The following is a 19,031-nucleotide window of genomic DNA, read 5'->3' on the forward strand; positions in this document are numbered from 1 at the left end:
GATGAGGGATGTCTGCGTCGCGCTCGATATTGAGGCGACGGGCATGGACCCGAGCCGCGATGAGGTCATCGAGATCGGCGCGATCAAGTTCCGTGGCGCTAGAGTGATCGACCGCTTCGAGACACTCGTTCGACCATCCAGACCGGTTTCGTTGAGCATTCAGTCACTGACCGGGCTAGCAAACGACGATCTTCGAGCGGCCCCGCTATTCCCGCTTATCGCTCCTCGTCTTCGGGATTTTGTCAGCCAGGCGCCGATCGTTGGCCAGTCGGTTGGCATGGATCTCGACATGCTGACAGCCAGCGGGCTGCGCTTTGACAACACCCGGTACGACACATTCGAGCTGGCTACGATCATGTTGCCCGAGCTCCCTGCCTACAACCTCGCGACGGTCGCCGCCGCGCTCGGGGTTGATGTGCCGAACACACATCGCGCTGTGGCCGACGCTGAAACGACGATGGCGGTCTTCAATCGTCTCGCAGAGCGGGCGGATCTGTTCGACGACGCGACACTCGAGCGCTTGATCTCGGTCACTACATCGACTGGGACGCACGTCGGTCGCTTCTTTGCCTCGATCCTTCGCGAACGACGGCAGGAGGTTGTCGATCTGGGTGGCTCGTCGATCGGCGCGCAACTCATGGCGCAATTGGCCGGCGCAGGAACCGCGAGCTCCGAGGCGATGTTCCTTATGCCGCGTGAACGCCCGGAACGGCTCGAGCCAACTGGCAGTGATGTGCCCATTTCCCCGGACGTGCTCGACGCCGCCATGGCCATCGACGGGCCGGTGGCGCGAACTATCTCCGGATATGAGCTTCGTCCGCAGCAGACGCAGATGATGCATGCCGTAGCAACAAACCTCAACCAAGGGGGCGCGTTGCTCGTCGAGGCTGGCACTGGCACCGGGAAGTCGCTTGGCTACCTCCTCCCGGCAGCGCTCCATGCGGTCGAGCGGGGCGACCGAGTCGTGATCTCGACGGCCACCATCGCGCTGCAGGATCAGCTCATGAAGAAGGATCTCCCAGCGCTACTCGCGGCCGCAGAACAATCTGGTCCGGGCGACGATGAACTGGGCAAGCTACGAGATCTCCGGGTGGCAGTGCTCAAGGGGCGCGCGAATTATCTCTGTCTCCGGCGCTGGTTTCTGGCTCAGCGTGAGGCGCCGACATCGGAGCCGCAAGCCCAACTCTATGCCAAAGTCATTGCCTGGCTCCAGCAGACCGACACTGGTGACTCTGCTGAGCTGCACCTGTCACCGGACCAGCGTCCATACTGGAAGCGGCTGGCCGAGGAGGAAGGCTCCTGCATTCCGGGGCAGTGCGTGTTCCATCGGCGAAACCAGTGCTTCCTCTTCCGCGCCCGTCAGTCCGCCGAAGCGGCGCACGTTGTCATCGTCAACCACTCCCTGCTGCTCTCCGATATGTTGGCACGGCACTCGGTGATTCCGCCGTTTCGGAACCTCATTATTGACGAAGCCCATCACCTCGAGGCTGAAGCGACGTCCCAGGTCGGCCACTCGCTTTCGCGATCTAACGCGCTCGATCTGATTCACCGTGTTGTCACCGAATCGGAGCCGGTTGGCGTCGGTGGGACGCTGGGCCTTGCGTTTCGCGCAATCGCGGGAAGTCCTCTCGAACAAGCGCGAGCACAGGCCGGCCCGCTACAGGAACAGCTGGCGGCCGGCCTCGCTGCCGCGAAGGAATGTCTCTCTCGTGTCGATGGCTTTTTCGGCGCGCTCGGTGAGTTCATGGACCGATCTGAGCACGAGGCTACCGGCTACGATCGACAGACTCGAATTACCGGGTCGGCTCGTCGCGATCCCGGCTGGTCGCAACTGGAGATCGAATGGGACGATCTCGGCGCGCCACTCGGCCGTCTGTTTGAGGCCATGCGGCACTTTGACCGCGTGCTCGATCTCATCCCTGATGAGGATATGACGACACGCCCGGAGATTCGAACTGAGCTCGAACTCCTTCAGGAGGAACTGGATCTCTTTCGGATGCGAATGGCCGAGTTCGTTTCCAGCCCGAATCCAGACACGATCTACTGGCTTAGCCGACGCCCAGCTACTGATGAGACAACTGCCCACACCGCGCCGCTGCATGTCGGTGAGATCCTCAATGATCAGTTGTTTCATCGCTGCGACAGTGTGACACTGACCTCCGCGACTCTGACGACCGATGGCTCATTCGACTACATCCGCGACCGCCTCTCGCTCGATCACGCGGATGAGCTTCGTGTCCCGTCGCCATTCGACTACGAACGATCTGTGCTACTGGCGCTTGTCGAAGATGTGCCGGAGCCGGGTGAGGCTGGCCACCAGAAGCGCCTCCAGGAAGCGGTCGTGCGCCTGACTCAGGCAACCGAGGGACGAGCGATGGTGCTGTTCACCTCGCATAGCGCGCTGCAGACGACCTATCGGGCGATCAAGCGCCAGCTGGAAGCGCAGAATATTCTGGTTCTCGGCCAGCGCATCGACGGTTCACCGCGGCAGTTGATCGAACGGTTGAGGGCGAACCCCCGCACCGTGCTTCTGGGCACCAACTCATTTTGGGAAGGGGTCGATATCGTCGGGAGTGCGCTGAGCCTGCTCGTGATCAGCAAGCTGCCATTTCCGGTGCCGTCGGACCCCGTCTTCGCGGCTCGCAGCGAACTGCTTGACGATCCGTTTGGCCACTACGCTGTTCCGCAGTCGATCTTAAGGTTCAAGCAAGGATTCGGGCGACTGATCCGCAGCGCCGATGACCGGGGCGTGTGTGTTGTTCTCGATCGCCGCATCGTTACCCGCCGTTACGGAGACGCGTTTGTAAACTCACTGCCCACTTGCAGGATCGAGCACGGGTCAACCGATGACGTCGTGCAGGCCATTAGTGCGTTTCTCGAGGACACGGACGCGGAGGCGCGACGTGCGTTTCCGTTCTGACGAAGGGAGATACTCGGGATGAGCGAGTCACTCGTGATGCAGCCGGATCGAAACCTGGCTCTCGAGCTGGCGAGAGCGACCGAATCAGCCGCGCTCGCTGCCGCACGCTGGATGGGGCGCGGCAGCAAGGAGTCCGCCGATCAGGCTGCGGTTGATGCATTGAGGACAACCCTCCACCGGATCGAGATGGATGGCATCGTCGTGATCGGTGAAGGCGAGAAGGACGAAGCGCCGATGCTCTTCATCGGCGAGAATGTCGGATCGGGGAGCGAGCCGCGGGTCGATATCGCTGTTGACCCGATTGACGGGACCCGACTGCTTTCGAACGGAATGCCGAACGCGCTAGCGGTCGTCGCGTTGTCGGAGCGCGGGACGATGCATTACCCGCCTCAGATCGCCTATATGGAAAAGATCGCCACTGGGCCAGAGGCGGCCCATGTGATCGATATCGAGGTCTCGGTTACTGAGAACTTGCGCCGGGTTGCCGAAGCGAAGCAAATGGCAGTTCGGGACCTGACAGTCGTGATTCTCGATCGTCCGCGTCATGCATCCATTATTGACGAGGTTCGCGCGGCCGGCGCTCGAATCAAGCTGATCATGGATGGGGATGTCGCTGGAGCGATCATGGCTGCCTTGCCGGGAACTGGTGTCGATCTTCTGGTGGGAATCGGTGGCGCGTCAGAGGGGACGATCTCGGTTTGCGCCCTCAAGTGCATCGGTGGCAACATGCAGTGCCGTATCTGGCCGCGCAACGAAGACGAATGGCGAATCGTCCGCGAGCAGAACCTGGACACGACGAAGGTCTTCGGAATGGATGATCTCGTATCTTCGGATAATGTCTTCTTTTCGGCGACCGGAATCACCGATGGTGAGCTGCTCCAGGGCGTCCACTACACGGGACGCGGCGCGACGACAGAGTCACTCGTAATGCGTTCGCGATCAGGCACGATCCGACGCATTGCGGCATCGCATCGGCTCGACAAGCTTGAGCAGATCTCGGTCACTGAGTATTAGGGTTCTGGGAATTCGCATATTTGACGTGGCGCTGAAGTATTGATATAGTGCGGTATGGTACGCTACGCGTCGTGCCTGCCTCGGGCTTGTTTCAGCGCCACAATCCCATCACAATGCAGCAGTCATCACAAACGAGCCCTTCCGCACGTCTATCCTGACTCTCTCGTCTCGAATATCGCCGAGACGCCTCCCGTTGAGATTGGTTTGATGATTTGCCCGTCTCAGGGCCGCATGCGCCGCGATGGCGCGAACGTAAACGGTGAATCATGTCCCAGGAAACCAGCACTGACGTCGTCGACGAAGCGATTGAGGACGTCGAAAAGCCGAAGCCGCGTCGCGCGCCAAGGCGAAAACCAGCCAAGGTCGAAGTTGAAGCCGAGACTCCGGTCGATGAGGCTACGACGGCAGAGATATCTGTCGAAGTCGCGCCTCAACCTCCTACGGAGGTCGTGGAGGCGCCAAGTCCAGATGTGCCGGCGGCGCCGGCCGTGGTTGCCGGCACGGACACGGCGGTTACGGTGTCTGTTGAGCCCCCTGCCGAAGCGGATACTTCCACCGTGGTCGAGCAACAGGATAGCCAGATCCAGGATCGCGGGCGTCAGCCTGCGCCAGTCCGCCAGCAGCGTCCGGTGCGGCGCGAGCGCTTCGATGGCCGGCGAGGAGCGCCGGACGGCTCCGATGGGGATCGTGCGCCGCATGACGGTCAGCGAAATAACGGTCGCAATCGCGGGCAATATCGCGAACGTGATGCCGATCTCGTTCAGCGTGACAGCTTGACGATCAACATCATCGAACTGATGCAGAAGGAGCTCCCCGAGCTTCAGGAGATGGCCCGGTCGATGGAGGTGCAGAACCCCCAGCGATACAAGAAGGCCGACCTGATGAATCGCATCCTTCAGGCGCAGACCGAGACGGCTGGCTTTAAATGGGGCGAAGGCGTCCTTGATGTCATCGAAGATGGCTTCGGGTTTCTGCGTGGTGAGCGCTACCTGCCGGGTCCCGATGATATCTACGTTTCCCAGTCGCAGATTCGTCGATTTGGCTTGCGCACCGGTGACAAGGTCGCGGGTCAGATCCGGCCACCGAAGGACAACGAGAAGTTTCACTCGTTGCTACGTGTCGAAGCAGTCAATGGGCTCGATCCCGAGACGGCGCGACGTCGGCCAAACTTCGACGGATTGACGCCGATTTTTCCGTTGGAGCTCATCGATCTCGAAACACAACCCCACATCCTTTCGACGCGACTCGTAAACCTCGTCGCACCCATCGGCCGTGGCCAACGCGGTCTGATTGTCTCCCCGCCGAAGGCAGGAAAGACGATCATTCTGAAGGCGATCGCCAATGGAATTACGACAAATTGCGAGGATATGCACCTGATCGTCTGCCTGATCGGCGAGCGACCAGAAGAAGTCACCGACATGAAACGGTCGGTGGATGGCGAGGTCGTCTCGTCGACGTTCGACGAGCCGGTCGAGGATCACACCAAGGTCGCCGAGATGGTTCTGGAGCGAGCGAAGCGGTTGGTCGAGGGCGGACGCGATGTCGTAATTCTGCTCGATTCGATTACACGCCTTGCGCGAGCGTATAACCTGGCAGTGCCGCCGAGTGGGCGCACACTGTCCGGCGGCATCGACCCGATCGCGCTCTACCCTCCCAAGCGTTTTTTTGGCGCGGCACGCAATATCGAGGGCGGCGGAAGCCTGACGATCATCGCAACCTGCCTCGTCGACACCGGTTCCCGCATGGATGACGTCATCTATGAAGAGTTCAAGGGCACCGGCAATATGGAGCTTCACCTGGATCGCAAGCTGGCCGAGCGGCGCATCTATCCGGCAATCGATGTCCAACGCTCCGGCACGCGGCGTGAAGACCTGCTGCTCGATGAGAATGCGCTCCGACAGGTCTACACGATGCGCCGGATGGTCTCGATGCTTGGTGGCACCGAGGGCACCGAACTCGTCATCGGGCGGCTGGCAAAGACGGAGAACAACGCGGAGTTTCTCGTCACCCTCACCAAAGACATCTAGCTCGAACACGTGACACAACAACGGGCGGCCGGTCAGGCCGCCCGTTGTTTGCTTGAACGCCTGAGACACTGGGCGTTATCGTGAGCGGTAACCATCCTCGGCAAAGAACCGGGCGATTTCGTCGACCGCGAAGGTCGGAAGAGGCAAGCGTCGCCCCGACGTTGTGAGCCAGTGGCCGGGCGTTGCGGTCAGCGTGCCGATTCTTGCTCCAGGTATCCCTGCGTCGTTGATGGCCTGGACGGCGCGTGCCGCGTCGGAACCGGCGACAACCGCCAGCATCGCGCCGCTCGCGATGAGGCCCAGTGGGTCGATGCCGAGCGCTACGCAGATTTCGCGGGTCTCGGGCAATACATGGATGGCGTCGCCATCGATGTCCACGCCCAGTCCGGTAGCTTCGCCCAGCTCAGCGAGCGCCGTCGCTAACCCACCTTCGGTCGGGTCGTGGAGACCACGGACGGTGACGCCGGCGGATTGCAGCGCTCGCGCGGCGGGAATTACGGAGATTCCGGGGCTAATCAGCAGGCCGGCTGCCGCCGAGATCGTTCTCGCTGTGACCAGTCCGGAGAGCTTTGCGAATGCTTCACGGGCCAGAATCGCGGTGCCTTCGATCGCGATCCCAGAGGCGAGAATGATGGCATCTCCCGACTCCGAACGCGATAGATCGTACAACGCGTCTGGCTCACAGGTCCCGATCATCTGGCCGACAAGGATCAACCGGTCCAGCCCGATCGTGATCTCGGTGTGGCCGCCGACGAGGGTGACACCAATTTCGGAAGCAGCCCGCGAAAGAGACGCGAATGATTGCTCGACTAGCGCCGGGGTGGTGTGCTTCTCGGGAAATAGTGCTGTGACGAGAATCCAGCGAGGAGTCGCGCCCATACAGGTGATGTCGTTTGCATTGACGTTGATCAGATAGCGGCCGGCGTCTTCGGTTGCAAAGGTGATTGGGTCAGTCTTGATGACGAGCGCGGTCTCATCTACCCGAATCGCCGCAGCATCGCGCCCGATCCCAGGTCCGATTATCACTGCCGGGTCAGATGTTGCGTAGCGGTCGAGGAGATCCCGCAGGAGCGGGCCGGGTAGCTTGCCCGGTGGCAGCAGCCTATCGTGAGTTGCCAACGTAGAGTCCCATCGTCTCGGCAGCGCGAATCATCTCGTGGTCGTCGGGGACGCGGCGTGGGCCAATTGCGACGCTCGAAAGCGGTGTCTGCTTGACGCTGCTGCCCTCGATCCCGACCATCACTCCGTCGGCGCCATCGTGGATAGCATGAATCGCCGCCGATCCGAGTTGTGTCGCCAGCAGTCGGTCGAAGACGACTGGTGATCCACCACGCTGGATATGGCCAAGGACGAGCCCGCGAACGTCCCGGCTGGTGTGCTGCTGCAAGGCGTTGGCCAATGACGCGCAGACTCCACCGAGCTTCCAGTGGTGCGCGCCGCCATGTTGCTCACGATAGACAGTTTCACCGGACGGAGCCGCGGAACCCTCGGCGATGACACCGATCGTGAAGTGGCTGCCTCGTGCTTCGCGCTGGCGAACCTTGTCCAGAATCTGCTCGATCGAATAGGCGCGCTCAGGAATGAGGATGATATCAGCGCCACCAGCGATGCCGGCAAATAGCGCTACCCATCCGGCGCTGCGCCCCATCACCTCAAGTAGCACGATCCGGTGATGCGACTCGGCCGTTGTGTGGAGTTTGTCAAGCGCATCGGTAACTGTTGTGATGCAGGTCTGGAACCCGATCGCGTAGTCAGTGCCATGGACATCGTTGTCAATCGTCTTGGGGATGCCGACGACAGGGATGCGACCTTTCGCGAACTGGTGGGTCAGGAGCATCGTGCCGTCGCCGCCGACGACGATCAGCGCCTCGGCGCCGACCTTCTCCAGCGTCGCGAACGCCTCGCTACTGCGATCCCGTGGCTCTGTCTCACCGGGGCCGGTATAGTCAGTCGGGTCGGTTCGGTTGGAGGAGCCGAGGATAGTCCCTCCGATGCGCAGAATGCCGCGCGTGTCGTTGATGTCCAACTCACGATAGCGGCCCTCAATCAGCCCCTCGTAGCCGTCCTCAATGCCAATGACACGGTCGCCGTATTCATGCCGGGCGATCCTCACAACGGTGCGGATGGCGGCATTGAGCCCGGGGCAGTCCCCACCGCCGGTCATCAATGCGATCGTTTTCCTCATGCGTTCCTGATACCTTCGCGTGGCTGCGACCGGGTTCTCTGGCAGATCGTGGTTGCTATACTGATGCGCTGGCGTGACTGCGAGACCGGCATCCGAATGTCAATAGTACATGACGGAAACGGACACTTTTCCCGGCAAAGGCCGGCCAACACGATGAGGCAGAGAATGCAGGAAAGCGGAGCGTCCCAGAATCGCGGTTTCGTTGAGGAGCTGATCGACCAGGAGGATGATTTCGACCGCTGGTACGTCGATGTCGTCAAGCGTTCGGAGTTGGCCGACGATGCCCCCGTTCGGGGATGCAAGGTTGTGCGACCGTATGGTTTCGCCCTCTGGGAGAATTTTCAGGCCGCGCTGGACCGACGCTTCAAGGCGACGGGGGTGCAGAACGCCTATTTCCCGATGCTTATCCCCCAACACATGATGGAACGCGAGGCCGATCATGTCGAAGGATTTGCGCCAGAGGTCGCCTGGGTCACGCGAGGTGGCAAGAACGAGCTCGAGGAGCCGTTGGCGATTCGGCCGACCTCCGAGGCGATGATCTGCACGAAGCTCGGTGAGTGGATTCAGTCGTATCGCGACCTGCCGATGTTGGTCAATCAGTGGTGTTCGGTTCTACGCTGGGAGAATCGCCCGCGGGCGTTCCTCCGAACCAGCGAATTTCTCTGGCAGGAGGGACATACCGCTCACGCCACCGCAACCGAGGCGGAGAATCGGGCGATGATGATGCTCGACATCTACCGCGAATTCATCGAGACGGAGCTTGCGATACCGGTCATCCCCGGCGTGAAGAGCGAGAGCGAGAAGTTCGCCGGGGCTGTCCGCACCTACACTGTCGAGGCGATGATGGGTGGCAAGCATTGGGCGTTGCAATCCGGCACCTCACACTATCTCGGTGACAACTTCTCGAAAGCGTTCGGTATCGAGTTCCTTGATTCCGACGGCGAGCGCAAGTTCGCTCACGGCACCAGCTGGGGTCTCAGTCAGCGAACGATCGGCGCAGTGGTGATGGTCCATGGCGACGATGCCGGCCTGAAGCTGCCACCACGTGTTGCGCCGATCCAGGCCGTGATCGTGCCGATCTGGCGCAAGGATGCGGAACGTGATGCCGTCGAGGAACATGTGACTCGTGTCGTGGCTGCGCTGGACGGTGTGCGAACATTCGTCGATCGGCGTGACGACAAGACGCCGGGGTGGAAGTTCAATGAGTGGGAGCTTCGTGGCGTGCCTCTGCGGGTTGAGGTTGGTCCGCGGGATGTTCAAAACGGCAATGCTGTCGTGGTTCGGCGGGACACGCGCGAAAAGCAGGTCGTCTCCCTCGAATTGCTGGGCGACGTAGTCCCCAGTCTGTTGGAGACAATTCAAGCCGACTTGTACGCGGCGGCGCTCAAGCGTCAGACCGAGCGGACGGTCGAGGTCATGTCACTCAGCGAACTGTATGAACGGGCCGCGACGAATGCCGGTTTTTCGGTTGCTGCCTGGTGTGGCGACGAGGCTTGCGAAGCGACAATCAAGGAAGCGTCGAAGGCCACGATCCGTTGCCTGCCGTTGGACCAGCCGGCCGAGATCGGCCAATGCATTGTCTGCGGCCGGCCGGGCAAAGCCCAAGCCATTTTCGCCCGCGCGTATTGATCAGCTCGAGTTGACAGAATGACAGTGCGTTCGGCGCACTACGACTCTTCGTCCTCGAGAAGATCCATCAGGTCGTCGTCATCGCCAAGCAGCAATCGCGTGTAGGGGTTCGCCTCGGCGCGATAGGTGACGGCTTCTTCGCGCAACCTGCTCGATGAAGCGTCGATGCTGCTGACCCGCAGCTCAGCGGCATCGAGCATCTGGCTACATGAGGCTGCCAGCCGGACCGCCTCCTCGTAGGCGTCAATGGCGTCGGAGAGTGTCAGGTTCTCCTCCTCCAGCCGCCGCACCGCTTGTTGTAGCTGGTCCAGCCGTGCTTCGAACTCGCGCACAGGCGCGATAGCCCGGTCGTCGTCGATCATTCTTGCTCCTGTCGTACCGTCGCTCGAGCTCGGCCATCCTGAAATGCGATCTCAACCTGTGCCGCCTCGATCGCGCCGCTCGCCGTGGTCACCCGCCGTTCCTCGCCCGCTGTGCGCGTCGATACGATCGCGTAGCCGCGGCGCATGATTGAGCGTGGGTCGAGCAGCGCGGCGGTCGTGTCGAGGCTAGCAACCTCTCGGCGGAAGGCGGAGAGCAGGCGAGGCACGATTCTATGTGCGTCGCCGATGGTGTTGTCGACTTGTTGTCTGGCACGGTCGATCGAACGCATCGGACTTCGATGGTGAGTTGCGGTCAACCCGCGTTGGACCTGCTCTCGATCGGCGCGGATCACTTCACGAACAGACGATTGCGCCTGGGTGAGGGCGAACCCGAGTCGTACCACGATCTCCGCCGAGTCTGGCACGCATAGTTCAGCGGCGGCGCTCGGAGTCGGAGCCCGCAGGTCAGCGACAAGGTCCGTGATGCACGTGTCGGTTTCGTGGCCAACGGCGCTGACAACCGGCGCACGAGTGGTAAAGATTGCGCGCGCCAGTCCCTCGTCGTTGAATGCCGCGAGATCCTCGGCTGAACCTCCGCCTCGCCCGATGATGATGACGTCGCAGCGATTCGTATCATCGAGCGCGCGAAGGCTCCGCGTGAGCTCGGCCGGAGCATCAGGCCCCTGGACGATGCTGGGCGCGAGAATCAGCTCAACAATGGGAAACCGCCGAGTGACAACGTTCTGGATATCGTGCCAGACGGCGCCCTGTGCCGAGGTGACGACACCGATCGTCGCTGGCATCTTCGGAATCGGTCGTTTGCGCTCGACATTGAAGAGGCCTTCTGCCTCGAGTCTGCGCCGGGTCTCCTCGAACTGTAGTTGTAGAACGCCGACGCCGACCGGCGCGACGTTATCCACCATCAGCTGATATTGCCCGCGGGCCTCGTAGATGGTGATGCGACCGTGGGCGAGAACCTCTTCGCCGACTCGCGGCATCGCCAGAACACTGCGCTGGGTTCCGCGGAACAGGACACAGCTGATCTGAATCTCGTCCGCGCTGAGGTTGAAGTAGACATGCCCAGCGGCCGAGCGGGTCATGGTCGTGACCTCACCGCGAATCCACACATCGGTGAGAACCGGGTCGAACTCGATGAGATCCTTCAGGTAGGCAGTAGCTTCGGCAACCGTCAGGATCCGCACGCTGCCCGTCTCAGACGCCGTCGGGACGGATCTTAACGAGAGGACTCCCGTATTCAACTGCCTGCGCGTTGCCCGCTATGACCTCGATGACCGTTCCCGCCCGATCAGCGGCGATCTCATTCATGATCTTCATCGCCTCGATGATCCCGATCGTCTGGCCCTCCTCAACCCTGTCGCCTGACTGGACGAAGGGCGGCTCGTTGGGAGCAGACGCGACGTAGAACGTCCCGATCATCGGCGCGGTGATCGTGTGGTGCTCATCCGGGTTCGGCTGCATGTGTTCAGCGTGGGAGATATCGACAATCTGCTGCGTGAGATTGCCCGGCACTCTCGCGCTTTTCACCTGTCCCGCTCGCAACTTGAGACGCAGGTCTCGGTAATCGAGATCGAGCCGCTGGATATTGCCGGATCGCATCATTCCGATGAGTGACTGGACGAGAGTTGCCAAGTCATCTGAACCCAACGTTTCATCATGGCCGTTGTGTTGAGTCTCGCTGTCATCGTTCATGCAGCTGCTCTCCTACGTGACGCGTTCGAGATACTCGCCGGTGCGGGTGTCAATCTTCAGTGTATCGCCCTCGTTAATAAAGAGTGGAACATTCACAACGACGCCGGTCTCGAGGGTGGCTGGCTTGTTGCCGCCCGTTGCGGTATCCCCACGAAATCCCGGATCGGTCTGAGTGACGACCAGCTCGACGGTGATCGGCATCTCGATGTCGATTGCCTCTTCCTGGTACGTCATAAGATCGATCGTGTCCTGTTCCTTGAGATAGTTGACTGCGTCGCCCAGCGTTTCCTTTGTGAGCGAGAGCTGCTCGAAGCTGTCGAGATCCATGAAGATGTACGTGTCGTCTTCCAGATACAGATATTGCACACGTTGCCGCTCGAGACGGACGAGTGGGAAGCGGCTCCCCGCCTGAAATGTCTGCTGCGTCGTAGAGCCCGTCCGCAGATTCCGCATCGTCAGCCGGACGAACGCGCTGCCACGACCCTGCTTCACGTGTTGGTAATCGATGATTCGCTGCAATGTTCCGTCGTGCTCGATGATGAGTCCCTTGCGGAGGTCACCGGTATCGATCATCGTGGTCGATCTCCTGACTAGCGATCTGGGATCGCCATCTTCGACGCCGAGGTCAGGACCTCGACCCCGTCTTCGGTAAGGAGCACAACGTCCTCGACGCGGACGCCGCCCCATTCGGGCAGATAGACTCCTGGTTCGATGGTGATGACGTTGCCGGCCCGCAGGGTGTCGGTTGAATCGCGGCTGGCCGACGGCGCCTCGTGGACGCGCACTCCGACTCCATGGCCGAGACCATGGCTGAATGCATCGCCGAACCCTCGGCTAGCGATGTAATCGCGAGCTGCCGCATCCATCTCCTTGCCCGTCATCCCGACATGGATGCGTTCGATCACTTCCTCTACCGCACGCGCAACGATCGGGTAGACCTCCCGAAGTCGCTCGTTCGGTTCACCCACCCAGACCGTCCGGGTTAGATCAGCACAGTAACCCATGTACCGTGCTCCCATGTCGATGACAATTGGCTCGCCATCGCGGATGACACGGTTCCCGGGCTCGTGATGTGGACGCGCGGCGTTGGTTCCGGCGGCGACGATAGTAGGGAACGACGGACCTTCGGCACCCAGCTCGACGAACGCAACATGGATCTTCCAGGCGATTTCGTGCTCGGTTTGTCCAGCCTTGATCGTCGACGCAACGCGGTCAAACGCTTCGTTGGTGATCTCGAACGCCTTGCGCAGCAGCTCGATCTCTCCCGCGGACTTCACTGCCCGATACGCCTCGACTAATCCGTCCGCCTCGATCCACTCTACGTCGTGGGTCGCCGCAGAGAGCTGCTCGCTGATTCCGCGAAAAACGCCCTCAAGCATTGCCTGGCTTTCATAACCAATGCGTCTGGCGCCGGAGTTCTGGATGACTTCGGCGTCGGCGCGAGACCAGCCACCCTCACGCTGGACGACCCGGACGTGGGGCGCCTGAGCCTGAGCCTGGGTCACGTTCACCGAGCCGGTGACGAGCACAGCCTCACCAGGGGTCACAAGGAGGTGACCGGAGGACTCATTCGGCGCGGTGTCTTCCCCGGTGAATCCGGTCAGGTAAACCCTGTTTGACGGATGGGTGATCAGTATCCCGTCGAGTCCGCGGTTCGCGAGCTCTTCTCGCACCGCGTCGATCCGATGGCTGGCGTCATTCATCCGTTGGTTCTCCCTCTGCGTCGATAGCATCCATCAGGTAGCGAAGCGATAGCTCGTAGCCAGCGGAGCCCAATCCGGCAATCGTCCCACCCGCGACGGCCGAGATCACTGAATGATGCCGGAACGGCTCGCGCGCGGCGATATTCGACAGATGCACCTCGATAGCCGGGGAGGGAACCGCCGCGATCGCGTCTCGCAGCGCAATACTGTAATGCGTCAGCGCACCCGGGTTGATGATAATACCAGAGGCAACCCATCCATACCGTTGAATCTGATCCACCAGCGCGCCTTCATAATTTGACTGACTGATGACGATCTCGAATCCGCGGGCGCTTGCGAGATCCGTCAGGCGTTGGTCGATCTCATCGAGGGTCGTCGAGCCATAGATTCCCGGTTCGCGCCGGCCAAGGAGATTGAGGTTAGGCCCATGTAGAACCAGGATGAGCCGGCGTCGGACGATCGAGTCGCTCATCGAACCCATCCTCGTTGACGTAACATCTCGTTGCCAAGCAGCCCCAGCAACACTTCGTCCTTTGTGCCGGCGTATTCCGGGTGATACTCGAATCTGGCACGCTCGAAATACTGGACGACATATGTCTTGCCGTCCTCAGGATTTCGCTCGCGCATGGTCTCGCTGATTGGAAAGCCAAACGACATCAGCCCGCCATTACTCCGCCAGTAGGAAACAAACTCGGCGCCCATGTTATGGCCAGTCTCCGGAAAATACGTTAGCCCCGGCTTTGCCACGGTAGCGGACGCCCAGGGGTCGATATCCCGCCGCGCAAGCGCCCAGCGACCCATGTGTCCGAGCAACACCTCGAACTCGGTGCCGGCGAACTCCGGGTGATACTCAAATCGCGCGCGCTCGAAATACTGCACGGAGTAGCGCTTGCCAACAAGCGGATCGTACTCGGTGAATTCTTCCGTCTTTGGATAGCCAAACCGGGCCAGCCCGCCGTTCTCTCGCCAATAGGCGAGGAACCCGTAGGCGAGGCTGTGCCCGGTCTCTGAGAAATAGATGCGATTGGCGGTATCGGGGAATGGCGAGATACGGGCGGCCGGGGTTGCCAGGCTGTTGACGACATACCAACTGGCTGGATCCTCGTGGCCGAGCCGCCATGTTGCAAACCCGGCAATTTCTTTGTCGAGCACGAGATTGATCTTCGCCTCGAAGCTGGCTGCGTTCTCGTACCAGACCATGTGCTCGTCGCCGCTGTCGTCACGATACCGAATCCAGGGTGCTTCCTGCTTGTTGTCGTAGCCACTTTCCGCGCCGTCTCGTAAAGCGATCTGGGAGGCTCGCGGGAAGCTGACTGATTTGGCGGGTGGCCCCTTGGTCGTATTCCAGTCATAGCCGTAGAACGGAATCCCGAGCAGAATCCGATTGTCCGGCATTTGCTTCTTCGCATAGGTCACAACATCTCGAACCCACCAGATCGGCGCGACGGGCGCCGGGTCAGGCCGGCCTGCGTATCCCCAGTCATAGGCCATGATCGCGACGTAGTCATTGACGGCCGCCAGCGCCTTGTAGTCGTAGACACCACCCCACACTGAGGGGGCATCGCTTGTTCTAGCGATGACGGCCTGGCTCACGATCCAGCCGCGTGGTTTGAATGACAAGTTCAGCCGGCGCATGAAATCGGTTAGCGCATCCCGATCAGTCTGATTGAGCGCCTCGAAGTCGATGTGAATGCCGTCGTACCCATTTGTGGCAACGACGTCGGCGAGCGCGGCGACGATCGCGTCACGCTTGCCCGCCGTGTCAATCTGCTTGGAGAACTCGTCCCAACGAGCCTCGTTCTGAATGAGCGGCACGATCTTCTTGCCGTGCGCCTGCACGAACGCGGTCACGGCCGGCTCCGAGAAATCCTTGATCGAGCCGTTGGGAGTCAGATGATAGAAATACGGCGACACGACATCGATCTGCTCGATGTTCTGCTCGAGCGATGCTCGGGATGTCGGGTCGTTTCCGACGTAATATGCCCATTTCGTGACATCGCGCGCTCTCGCGACGTTTTGGTCACGGCTCGTGGCGACCAGACTGGCGGCGATTCCGAGCAGGAGGACAGTCGCGATGACTGCGGCAAGTCGGTCTCTCGTTCGGCGCTTCAGCTTCATCCTGCCGTCGCCGTCTCACCTTGAACGGCCGAGATATATACCCACATCGGGAACGCCGTCCCGTCATCTGACACTGCCGTGCCGTTGAACACCATGATCGGCATCAGGAATTCGCCGTTGTTACCTGCGCCAACCGAATAGGCAATCCCGATGCTTTCGACGGTGAACGTCGCGGTGACAGCGCCCGAGCCGGGAACACCGCTCATGTCAGCTTCAATCGCCCCATGTCCGGCGAGAACCTGGTTCCAGACTTCGGAAAGCGAGCGCATGCCGTATTCGGATGCGATGTAATCCGCGGGCCATTGGATGTTCGCTTCCCGGACTACGCCGTTTCCGGTGACGGTTATCGCCGCGGATGGGGACGCCGCCAGCAGAGGCGCAGGGTTGGATGGCTGTACGAGGACGACCGCCAGGTCCGAGCCGTCGTTTCTTCCGATGATGTGTCCTCCGCCAACACCAGAGCTGACCAATCCACTCGACGATAGCCAGCTTTCCGCTGCCGCGATCAAGGTTGCGTCATTGGCCAGCGCCGCCGAGGCTGTCGAGGAGTCACTGTACTGGATGACGCGCGACCGGACCGACAGCGATTTGCCAGAACCAGATACATGGAATGCGCCGTTCCCGGAGCTTTGAACCTCTCCGGATACGCCGAGCTGCGCGGCCATTGCCGATACGTCATCGACAGTGTAGTCAGGCCAGATGAACTTGAAGACCGTTCCGGTCTCCGGCGCGGAGACGGACGACTTGTCAAGGACGTACGTCAGTGAGAGCCGCCGGGATAGTCCGCCACTGACGATCTGGGCCGGCGGCAATGCGCCAAAGTCGCCGATAAGCGGAACCACCGTTGGTTCGGGCGCCGAAGGCTCCGTTGCCGGTTCCTGAGTCGGTTCGGCGGTTTCTTCGGTCGGGTCAGGTGATGCCGTGTCGGTTGGTTTCGCGCTCTGGTCGTTCGAGGCTGGTGTCCCCACCTTCGCCGTCGACGTGGCGCCAGCGATGGCTACCTGGGGAGTCGTCGGGTTCAGCGACGCGGTCGGGCTGCCGCCGATCTGGCGGAGCGACGCCGACGTCGATGGATCCGATGCCTGAGATGGCGCGTCGTTGCCTCGCCCGGTCAACAACATGACGCCAACGAATGTGAAGGCCGCGACAAAGAAGAGAATAGCGATCAACGCATTACGTTGCGACGCGTCGCGGGTCGCCCGGCCCGGCTCTTGCCGGCGGGCGTCATACGTGCGGCGATCTCGCAACCCGATCTTTCCTTTCCCACCCGCCCTCGCGGGTGCTCTCCCGGCATACATGCCTCGAGAGAGTCAGACTGGACGCGATTCGAAAGCCTACACCACTTCCTGGATGCGGCGCAGATGGACAATCTGATCGCGTAGGAGAGCCGCCCGTTCGTACTCGAGCGCCTTGGCTGCGGTTTTCATCTGTCGTTCGAGATCGCCGATCAGTCGCGCCAGCTCATCTGGCGGAATCATTGCGACTTCACCATCGGGAGCATCGGCGTCGTAAGGTGTCGTGTCTTCCGCCGCCATCCTCACGCGGTCGGTCAGATCGCGAATCTCCTTCACGATCGATCGCGGGGTGATGCCATGCGATTCGTTGTGGGCCATCTGCCTCTCACGTCGACGATACGTCTCCTCAATTGCGCGGCGCATCGACTGCGTGATCGTATCGGCATACATGATTGCCATGCCCTCGACGTGTCGGGCGGCGCGTCCGGTTGTCTGGATGAGCGAGCCGTAGGACCGCAGATACCCTTCCTTGTCCGCATCCAGGATGGCAACGAGGGAGACTTCGGGTAGATCCAGACCCTCGCGAAGCAGGTTGATTCCGACGACGACGTCATAGATGCCTAGCCGCAGGTCGCGGAGAATCTCGATGCGCTCCAGCGTCTCGATTTCCGAATGCAGATAGTGGGTTCGAATGCCCATCTCCTTGAGATAGTCGGACAGGTCCTCCGCCATTTTCTTGGTGAGTGTTGTTACCAGGATGCGCTCGCCGCGGGCGACGCGCTCGTTGATCTCGTGTATCAGGTCGTCGATCTGTCCCTTGGTAGGACGCACGGAGATCTGCGGATCGACGAGCCCAGTAGGACGAATGATCTGCTCGACGATCTGCTCCGAGTGTTCCATCTCGAACGGCCCCGGCGTTGCTGACACATGAACGATCTGGTGGACGTTCTCGAGGAACTCATCGAAGGTCAACGGTCGGTTATCGCGGGCAGAGGGGAGCCGGAAGCCATGCTCGATCAGCACATCCTTCCGCGCCTTATCGCCGTGGTACATACCCCGCACCTGCGGGAGGGAGATATGTGATTCGTCGACAAAGAGCAGGAAGTCGGCGGGGAAGTAGTCCAGCAGCGTCCAGGGCTTCTGGCCCGGCTGTCGCCGGCCGAGGTGCATCGAATAATTCTCGACCCCCGCGCAATAGCCGGCCTGCTGAAGCATCTCGACGTCGTACATCGTCCGCTGGCTGAGGCGCGCGGCCTCAAGGATCTTGCCCTCACGATTGAGCTCGGTGAGCCGATGATGGAGCTCGTCAACGATATCGACGATCGCGACCTTCAGCTTTTCGTCAGTCGTCACGAAATGCTTGGCCGGGTAGATGTCGGCCTCGTCGCGTTCGGCCAGGATTTCGCCGGTCAGTGGATCCAGCTCAACGATACGGTCGATCTCGTCCCCGAAGAACTCAACCCGGACGGCAAGCTCGTCGTAGACCGGATAGATCTCCAGCGTGTCACCGCGGACGCGGAACGTGCCACGGACGAGTGTCATGTCATTGCGGTCGTACTGCACGTCGATGAGGTGGCGCAGAACCCGATCGCGGCGGACCGCCTGGCCGCGTTTGAGGCTGACGACCTGCTCCTCATAGTCCGACGGTGAACCAAGACCGTAGATGCAAGACACCGAGGCGACGATGATCACATCGCTTCGCGACCGCAACGCCCGTGTGGCGGCGTGGCGAAGCTTGTCGATCTCATCGTTGATCTGGGCGTCCTTTTCGATGTAGGTGTCAGATCTCGCGATATACGCCTCTGGTTGATAGTAGTCGTAGTAGGAAACGAAGTATTCGACTGCGTTGTCGGGGAAGAACTCCTTGAACTCGCTGTAGAGCTGGGCTGCGAGGGTCTTGTTATGAGCAAGGACGAGCGTCGGCTTCTGGACGCGCTGGATCACGTTTGCCATCGTGAATGTCTTGCCAGAGCCGGTGACTCCGAGCAGCGTCTGCTGAGCCATTCCCGCCTCAACTCCGCGGGCAAGCTCGTCGATGGCTTGTGGCTGGTCGCCAGTTGGCTGCAGATCGGAGACGATGCGAAATGCTGGCATCAGACGTCGCTCCATTCTGGAGGGATGAAGAAGC

At 60.9% G+C, this 19,031-nt stretch carries 15 protein-coding genes; 4 read left to right on the plus strand and 11 right to left on the minus strand.

From position 1 onward, the window contains the following. Position 1 precedes the first annotated feature (1 nt). From V9F06_05865 to rho, 3 genes are all read left to right on the plus strand, one after another. Entirely contained in the window at positions 2 to 2,920 is a 2,919-nt protein-coding gene (locus tag V9F06_05865) for a helicase C-terminal domain-containing protein (protein ID MEI2617162.1), read from the plus strand. Positions 2,921 to 2,938: 18 nt separating this feature from the next. Then, on the plus strand, positions 2,939 to 3,934 hold the full coding sequence (glpX, locus tag V9F06_05870) for a class II fructose-bisphosphatase (protein MEI2617163.1): 996 nt from the start codon (positions 2,939 to 2,941) through the stop codon (positions 3,932 to 3,934). A gap of 779 nt (positions 3,935 to 4,713) precedes the next feature. Continuing rightward, positions 4,714 to 5,961 carry a transcription termination factor Rho gene (gene rho, locus V9F06_05875; protein MEI2617164.1) on the plus strand — a complete coding sequence of 416 codons (1,248 nt, stop codon included), beginning with the start codon at positions 4,714 to 4,716 and terminating at the stop codon, positions 5,959 to 5,961. A gap of 75 nt (positions 5,962 to 6,036) precedes the next feature. Here the strand turns inward: rho and V9F06_05880 are convergent, their stop codons facing one another. Then, a complete protein-coding gene (locus V9F06_05880) occupies positions 6,037 to 7,080 on the minus strand; it encodes an AIR synthase related protein (protein MEI2617165.1) in 1,044 nt (347 codons plus the stop codon). Then, positions 7,064 to 8,146 carry an ATP-dependent 6-phosphofructokinase gene (locus tag V9F06_05885; GenBank protein ID MEI2617166.1) on the minus strand — a complete coding sequence of 361 codons (1,083 nt, stop codon included), beginning with the start codon at positions 8,144 to 8,146 and terminating at the stop codon, positions 7,064 to 7,066. The genes V9F06_05880 and V9F06_05885 overlap by 17 nt, the downstream gene beginning before the upstream one ends. 165 nt (positions 8,147 to 8,311) lie before the next feature. Here V9F06_05885 and proS point away from each other — a divergent pair, with 165 nt between their 5' ends. After that, positions 8,312 to 9,775 (plus strand): proline--tRNA ligase, encoded by a 1,464-nt coding sequence (gene proS / locus V9F06_05890; GenBank protein MEI2617167.1) that lies wholly within the window; start codon positions 8,312 to 8,314, stop codon positions 9,773 to 9,775. A gap of 38 nt (positions 9,776 to 9,813) precedes the next feature. On the opposite strand, the gene xseB is transcribed toward proS, so the two are convergent. The 9 genes from xseB to uvrB form a co-directional block, all read right to left on the minus strand. After that, a complete protein-coding gene (gene xseB / locus V9F06_05895) occupies positions 9,814 to 10,137 on the minus strand; it encodes an exodeoxyribonuclease VII small subunit (protein ID MEI2617168.1) in 324 nt (107 codons plus the stop codon). Beyond that, entirely contained in the window at positions 10,134 to 11,339 is a 1,206-nt protein-coding gene (xseA, locus tag V9F06_05900) for an exodeoxyribonuclease VII large subunit (protein ID MEI2617169.1), read from the minus strand. The genes xseB and xseA overlap by 4 nt, the downstream gene beginning before the upstream one ends. Before the next feature lie 10 nt (positions 11,340 to 11,349). Beyond that, positions 11,350 to 11,847, minus strand: a complete 498-nt coding sequence (gene accB, locus V9F06_05905; GenBank protein MEI2617170.1) for an acetyl-CoA carboxylase biotin carboxyl carrier protein — start codon at positions 11,845 to 11,847, stop codon at positions 11,350 to 11,352. A 12-nt stretch (positions 11,848 to 11,859) separates the two neighbouring features. Continuing rightward, positions 11,860 to 12,420 (minus strand): elongation factor P, encoded by a 561-nt coding sequence (gene efp, locus V9F06_05910; GenBank protein MEI2617171.1) that lies wholly within the window; start codon positions 12,418 to 12,420, stop codon positions 11,860 to 11,862. Positions 12,421 to 12,437: 17 nt separating this feature from the next. Continuing rightward, entirely contained in the window at positions 12,438 to 13,550 is a 1,113-nt protein-coding gene (locus V9F06_05915; GenBank protein MEI2617172.1) for a Xaa-Pro peptidase family protein, read from the minus strand. Continuing rightward, entirely contained in the window at positions 13,543 to 14,022 is a 480-nt protein-coding gene (aroQ, locus tag V9F06_05920) for a type II 3-dehydroquinate dehydratase (protein MEI2617173.1), read from the minus strand. The genes V9F06_05915 and aroQ overlap by 8 nt, the downstream gene beginning before the upstream one ends. Further along, positions 14,019 to 15,668 carry a glycosyl hydrolase family 18 protein gene (locus V9F06_05925; protein ID MEI2617174.1) on the minus strand — a complete coding sequence of 550 codons (1,650 nt, stop codon included), beginning with the start codon at positions 15,666 to 15,668 and terminating at the stop codon, positions 14,019 to 14,021. The genes aroQ and V9F06_05925 overlap by 4 nt, the downstream gene beginning before the upstream one ends. Beyond that, positions 15,665 to 16,915: a hypothetical protein gene (locus tag V9F06_05930; GenBank protein ID MEI2617175.1), complete on the minus strand. Its 1,251-nt coding sequence runs from the start codon at positions 16,913 to 16,915 to the stop codon at positions 15,665 to 15,667. The genes V9F06_05925 and V9F06_05930 overlap by 4 nt, the downstream gene beginning before the upstream one ends. A gap of 87 nt (positions 16,916 to 17,002) precedes the next feature. Continuing rightward, positions 17,003 to 18,997: an excinuclease ABC subunit UvrB gene (gene uvrB / locus V9F06_05935; GenBank protein MEI2617176.1), complete on the minus strand. Its 1,995-nt coding sequence runs from the start codon at positions 18,995 to 18,997 to the stop codon at positions 17,003 to 17,005. Positions 18,998 to 19,031: the final 34 nt, after the last annotated feature.

The sequence above is a fragment of the Thermomicrobiales bacterium genome (genome assembly GCA_037045155.1).
Classification (GTDB): Bacteria; Chloroflexota; Chloroflexia; order Thermomicrobiales; family CFX8; genus JAMLIA01.

Excerpts from the sequence above, each read along its gene's own strand:
- uvrB (MEI2617176.1), bottom strand. The coding sequence starts at position 18,997 with ATGCCAGCATTTCGCATCGTCTCCGATCTGCAGCCAACTGGCGACCAG.
- V9F06_05915 (MEI2617172.1), bottom strand. The coding sequence starts at position 13,550 with ATGAATGACGCCAGCCATCGGATCGACGCGGTGCGAGAAGAGCTCGCG.
- V9F06_05885 (MEI2617166.1), bottom strand. The coding sequence starts at position 8,146 with ATGAGGAAAACGATCGCATTGATGACCGGCGGTGGGGACTGCCCCGGG.
- V9F06_05865 (MEI2617162.1), top strand. The coding sequence starts at position 2 with ATGAGGGATGTCTGCGTCGCGCTCGATATTGAGGCGACGGGCATGGAC.
- proS (MEI2617167.1), top strand. The coding sequence starts at position 8,312 with ATGCAGGAAAGCGGAGCGTCCCAGAATCGCGGTTTCGTTGAGGAGCTG.
- aroQ (MEI2617173.1), bottom strand. The coding sequence starts at position 14,022 with ATGAGCGACTCGATCGTCCGACGCCGGCTCATCCTGGTTCTACATGGG.
- accB (MEI2617170.1), bottom strand. The coding sequence starts at position 11,847 with ATGAACGATGACAGCGAGACTCAACACAACGGCCATGATGAAACGTTG.
- xseB (MEI2617168.1), bottom strand. The coding sequence starts at position 10,137 with ATGATCGACGACGACCGGGCTATCGCGCCTGTGCGCGAGTTCGAAGCA.
- efp (MEI2617171.1), bottom strand. The coding sequence starts at position 12,420 with ATGATCGATACCGGTGACCTCCGCAAGGGACTCATCATCGAGCACGAC.
- glpX (MEI2617163.1), top strand. The coding sequence starts at position 2,939 with ATGAGCGAGTCACTCGTGATGCAGCCGGATCGAAACCTGGCTCTCGAG.
- V9F06_05925 (MEI2617174.1), bottom strand. The coding sequence starts at position 15,668 with ATGAAGCTGAAGCGCCGAACGAGAGACCGACTTGCCGCAGTCATCGCG.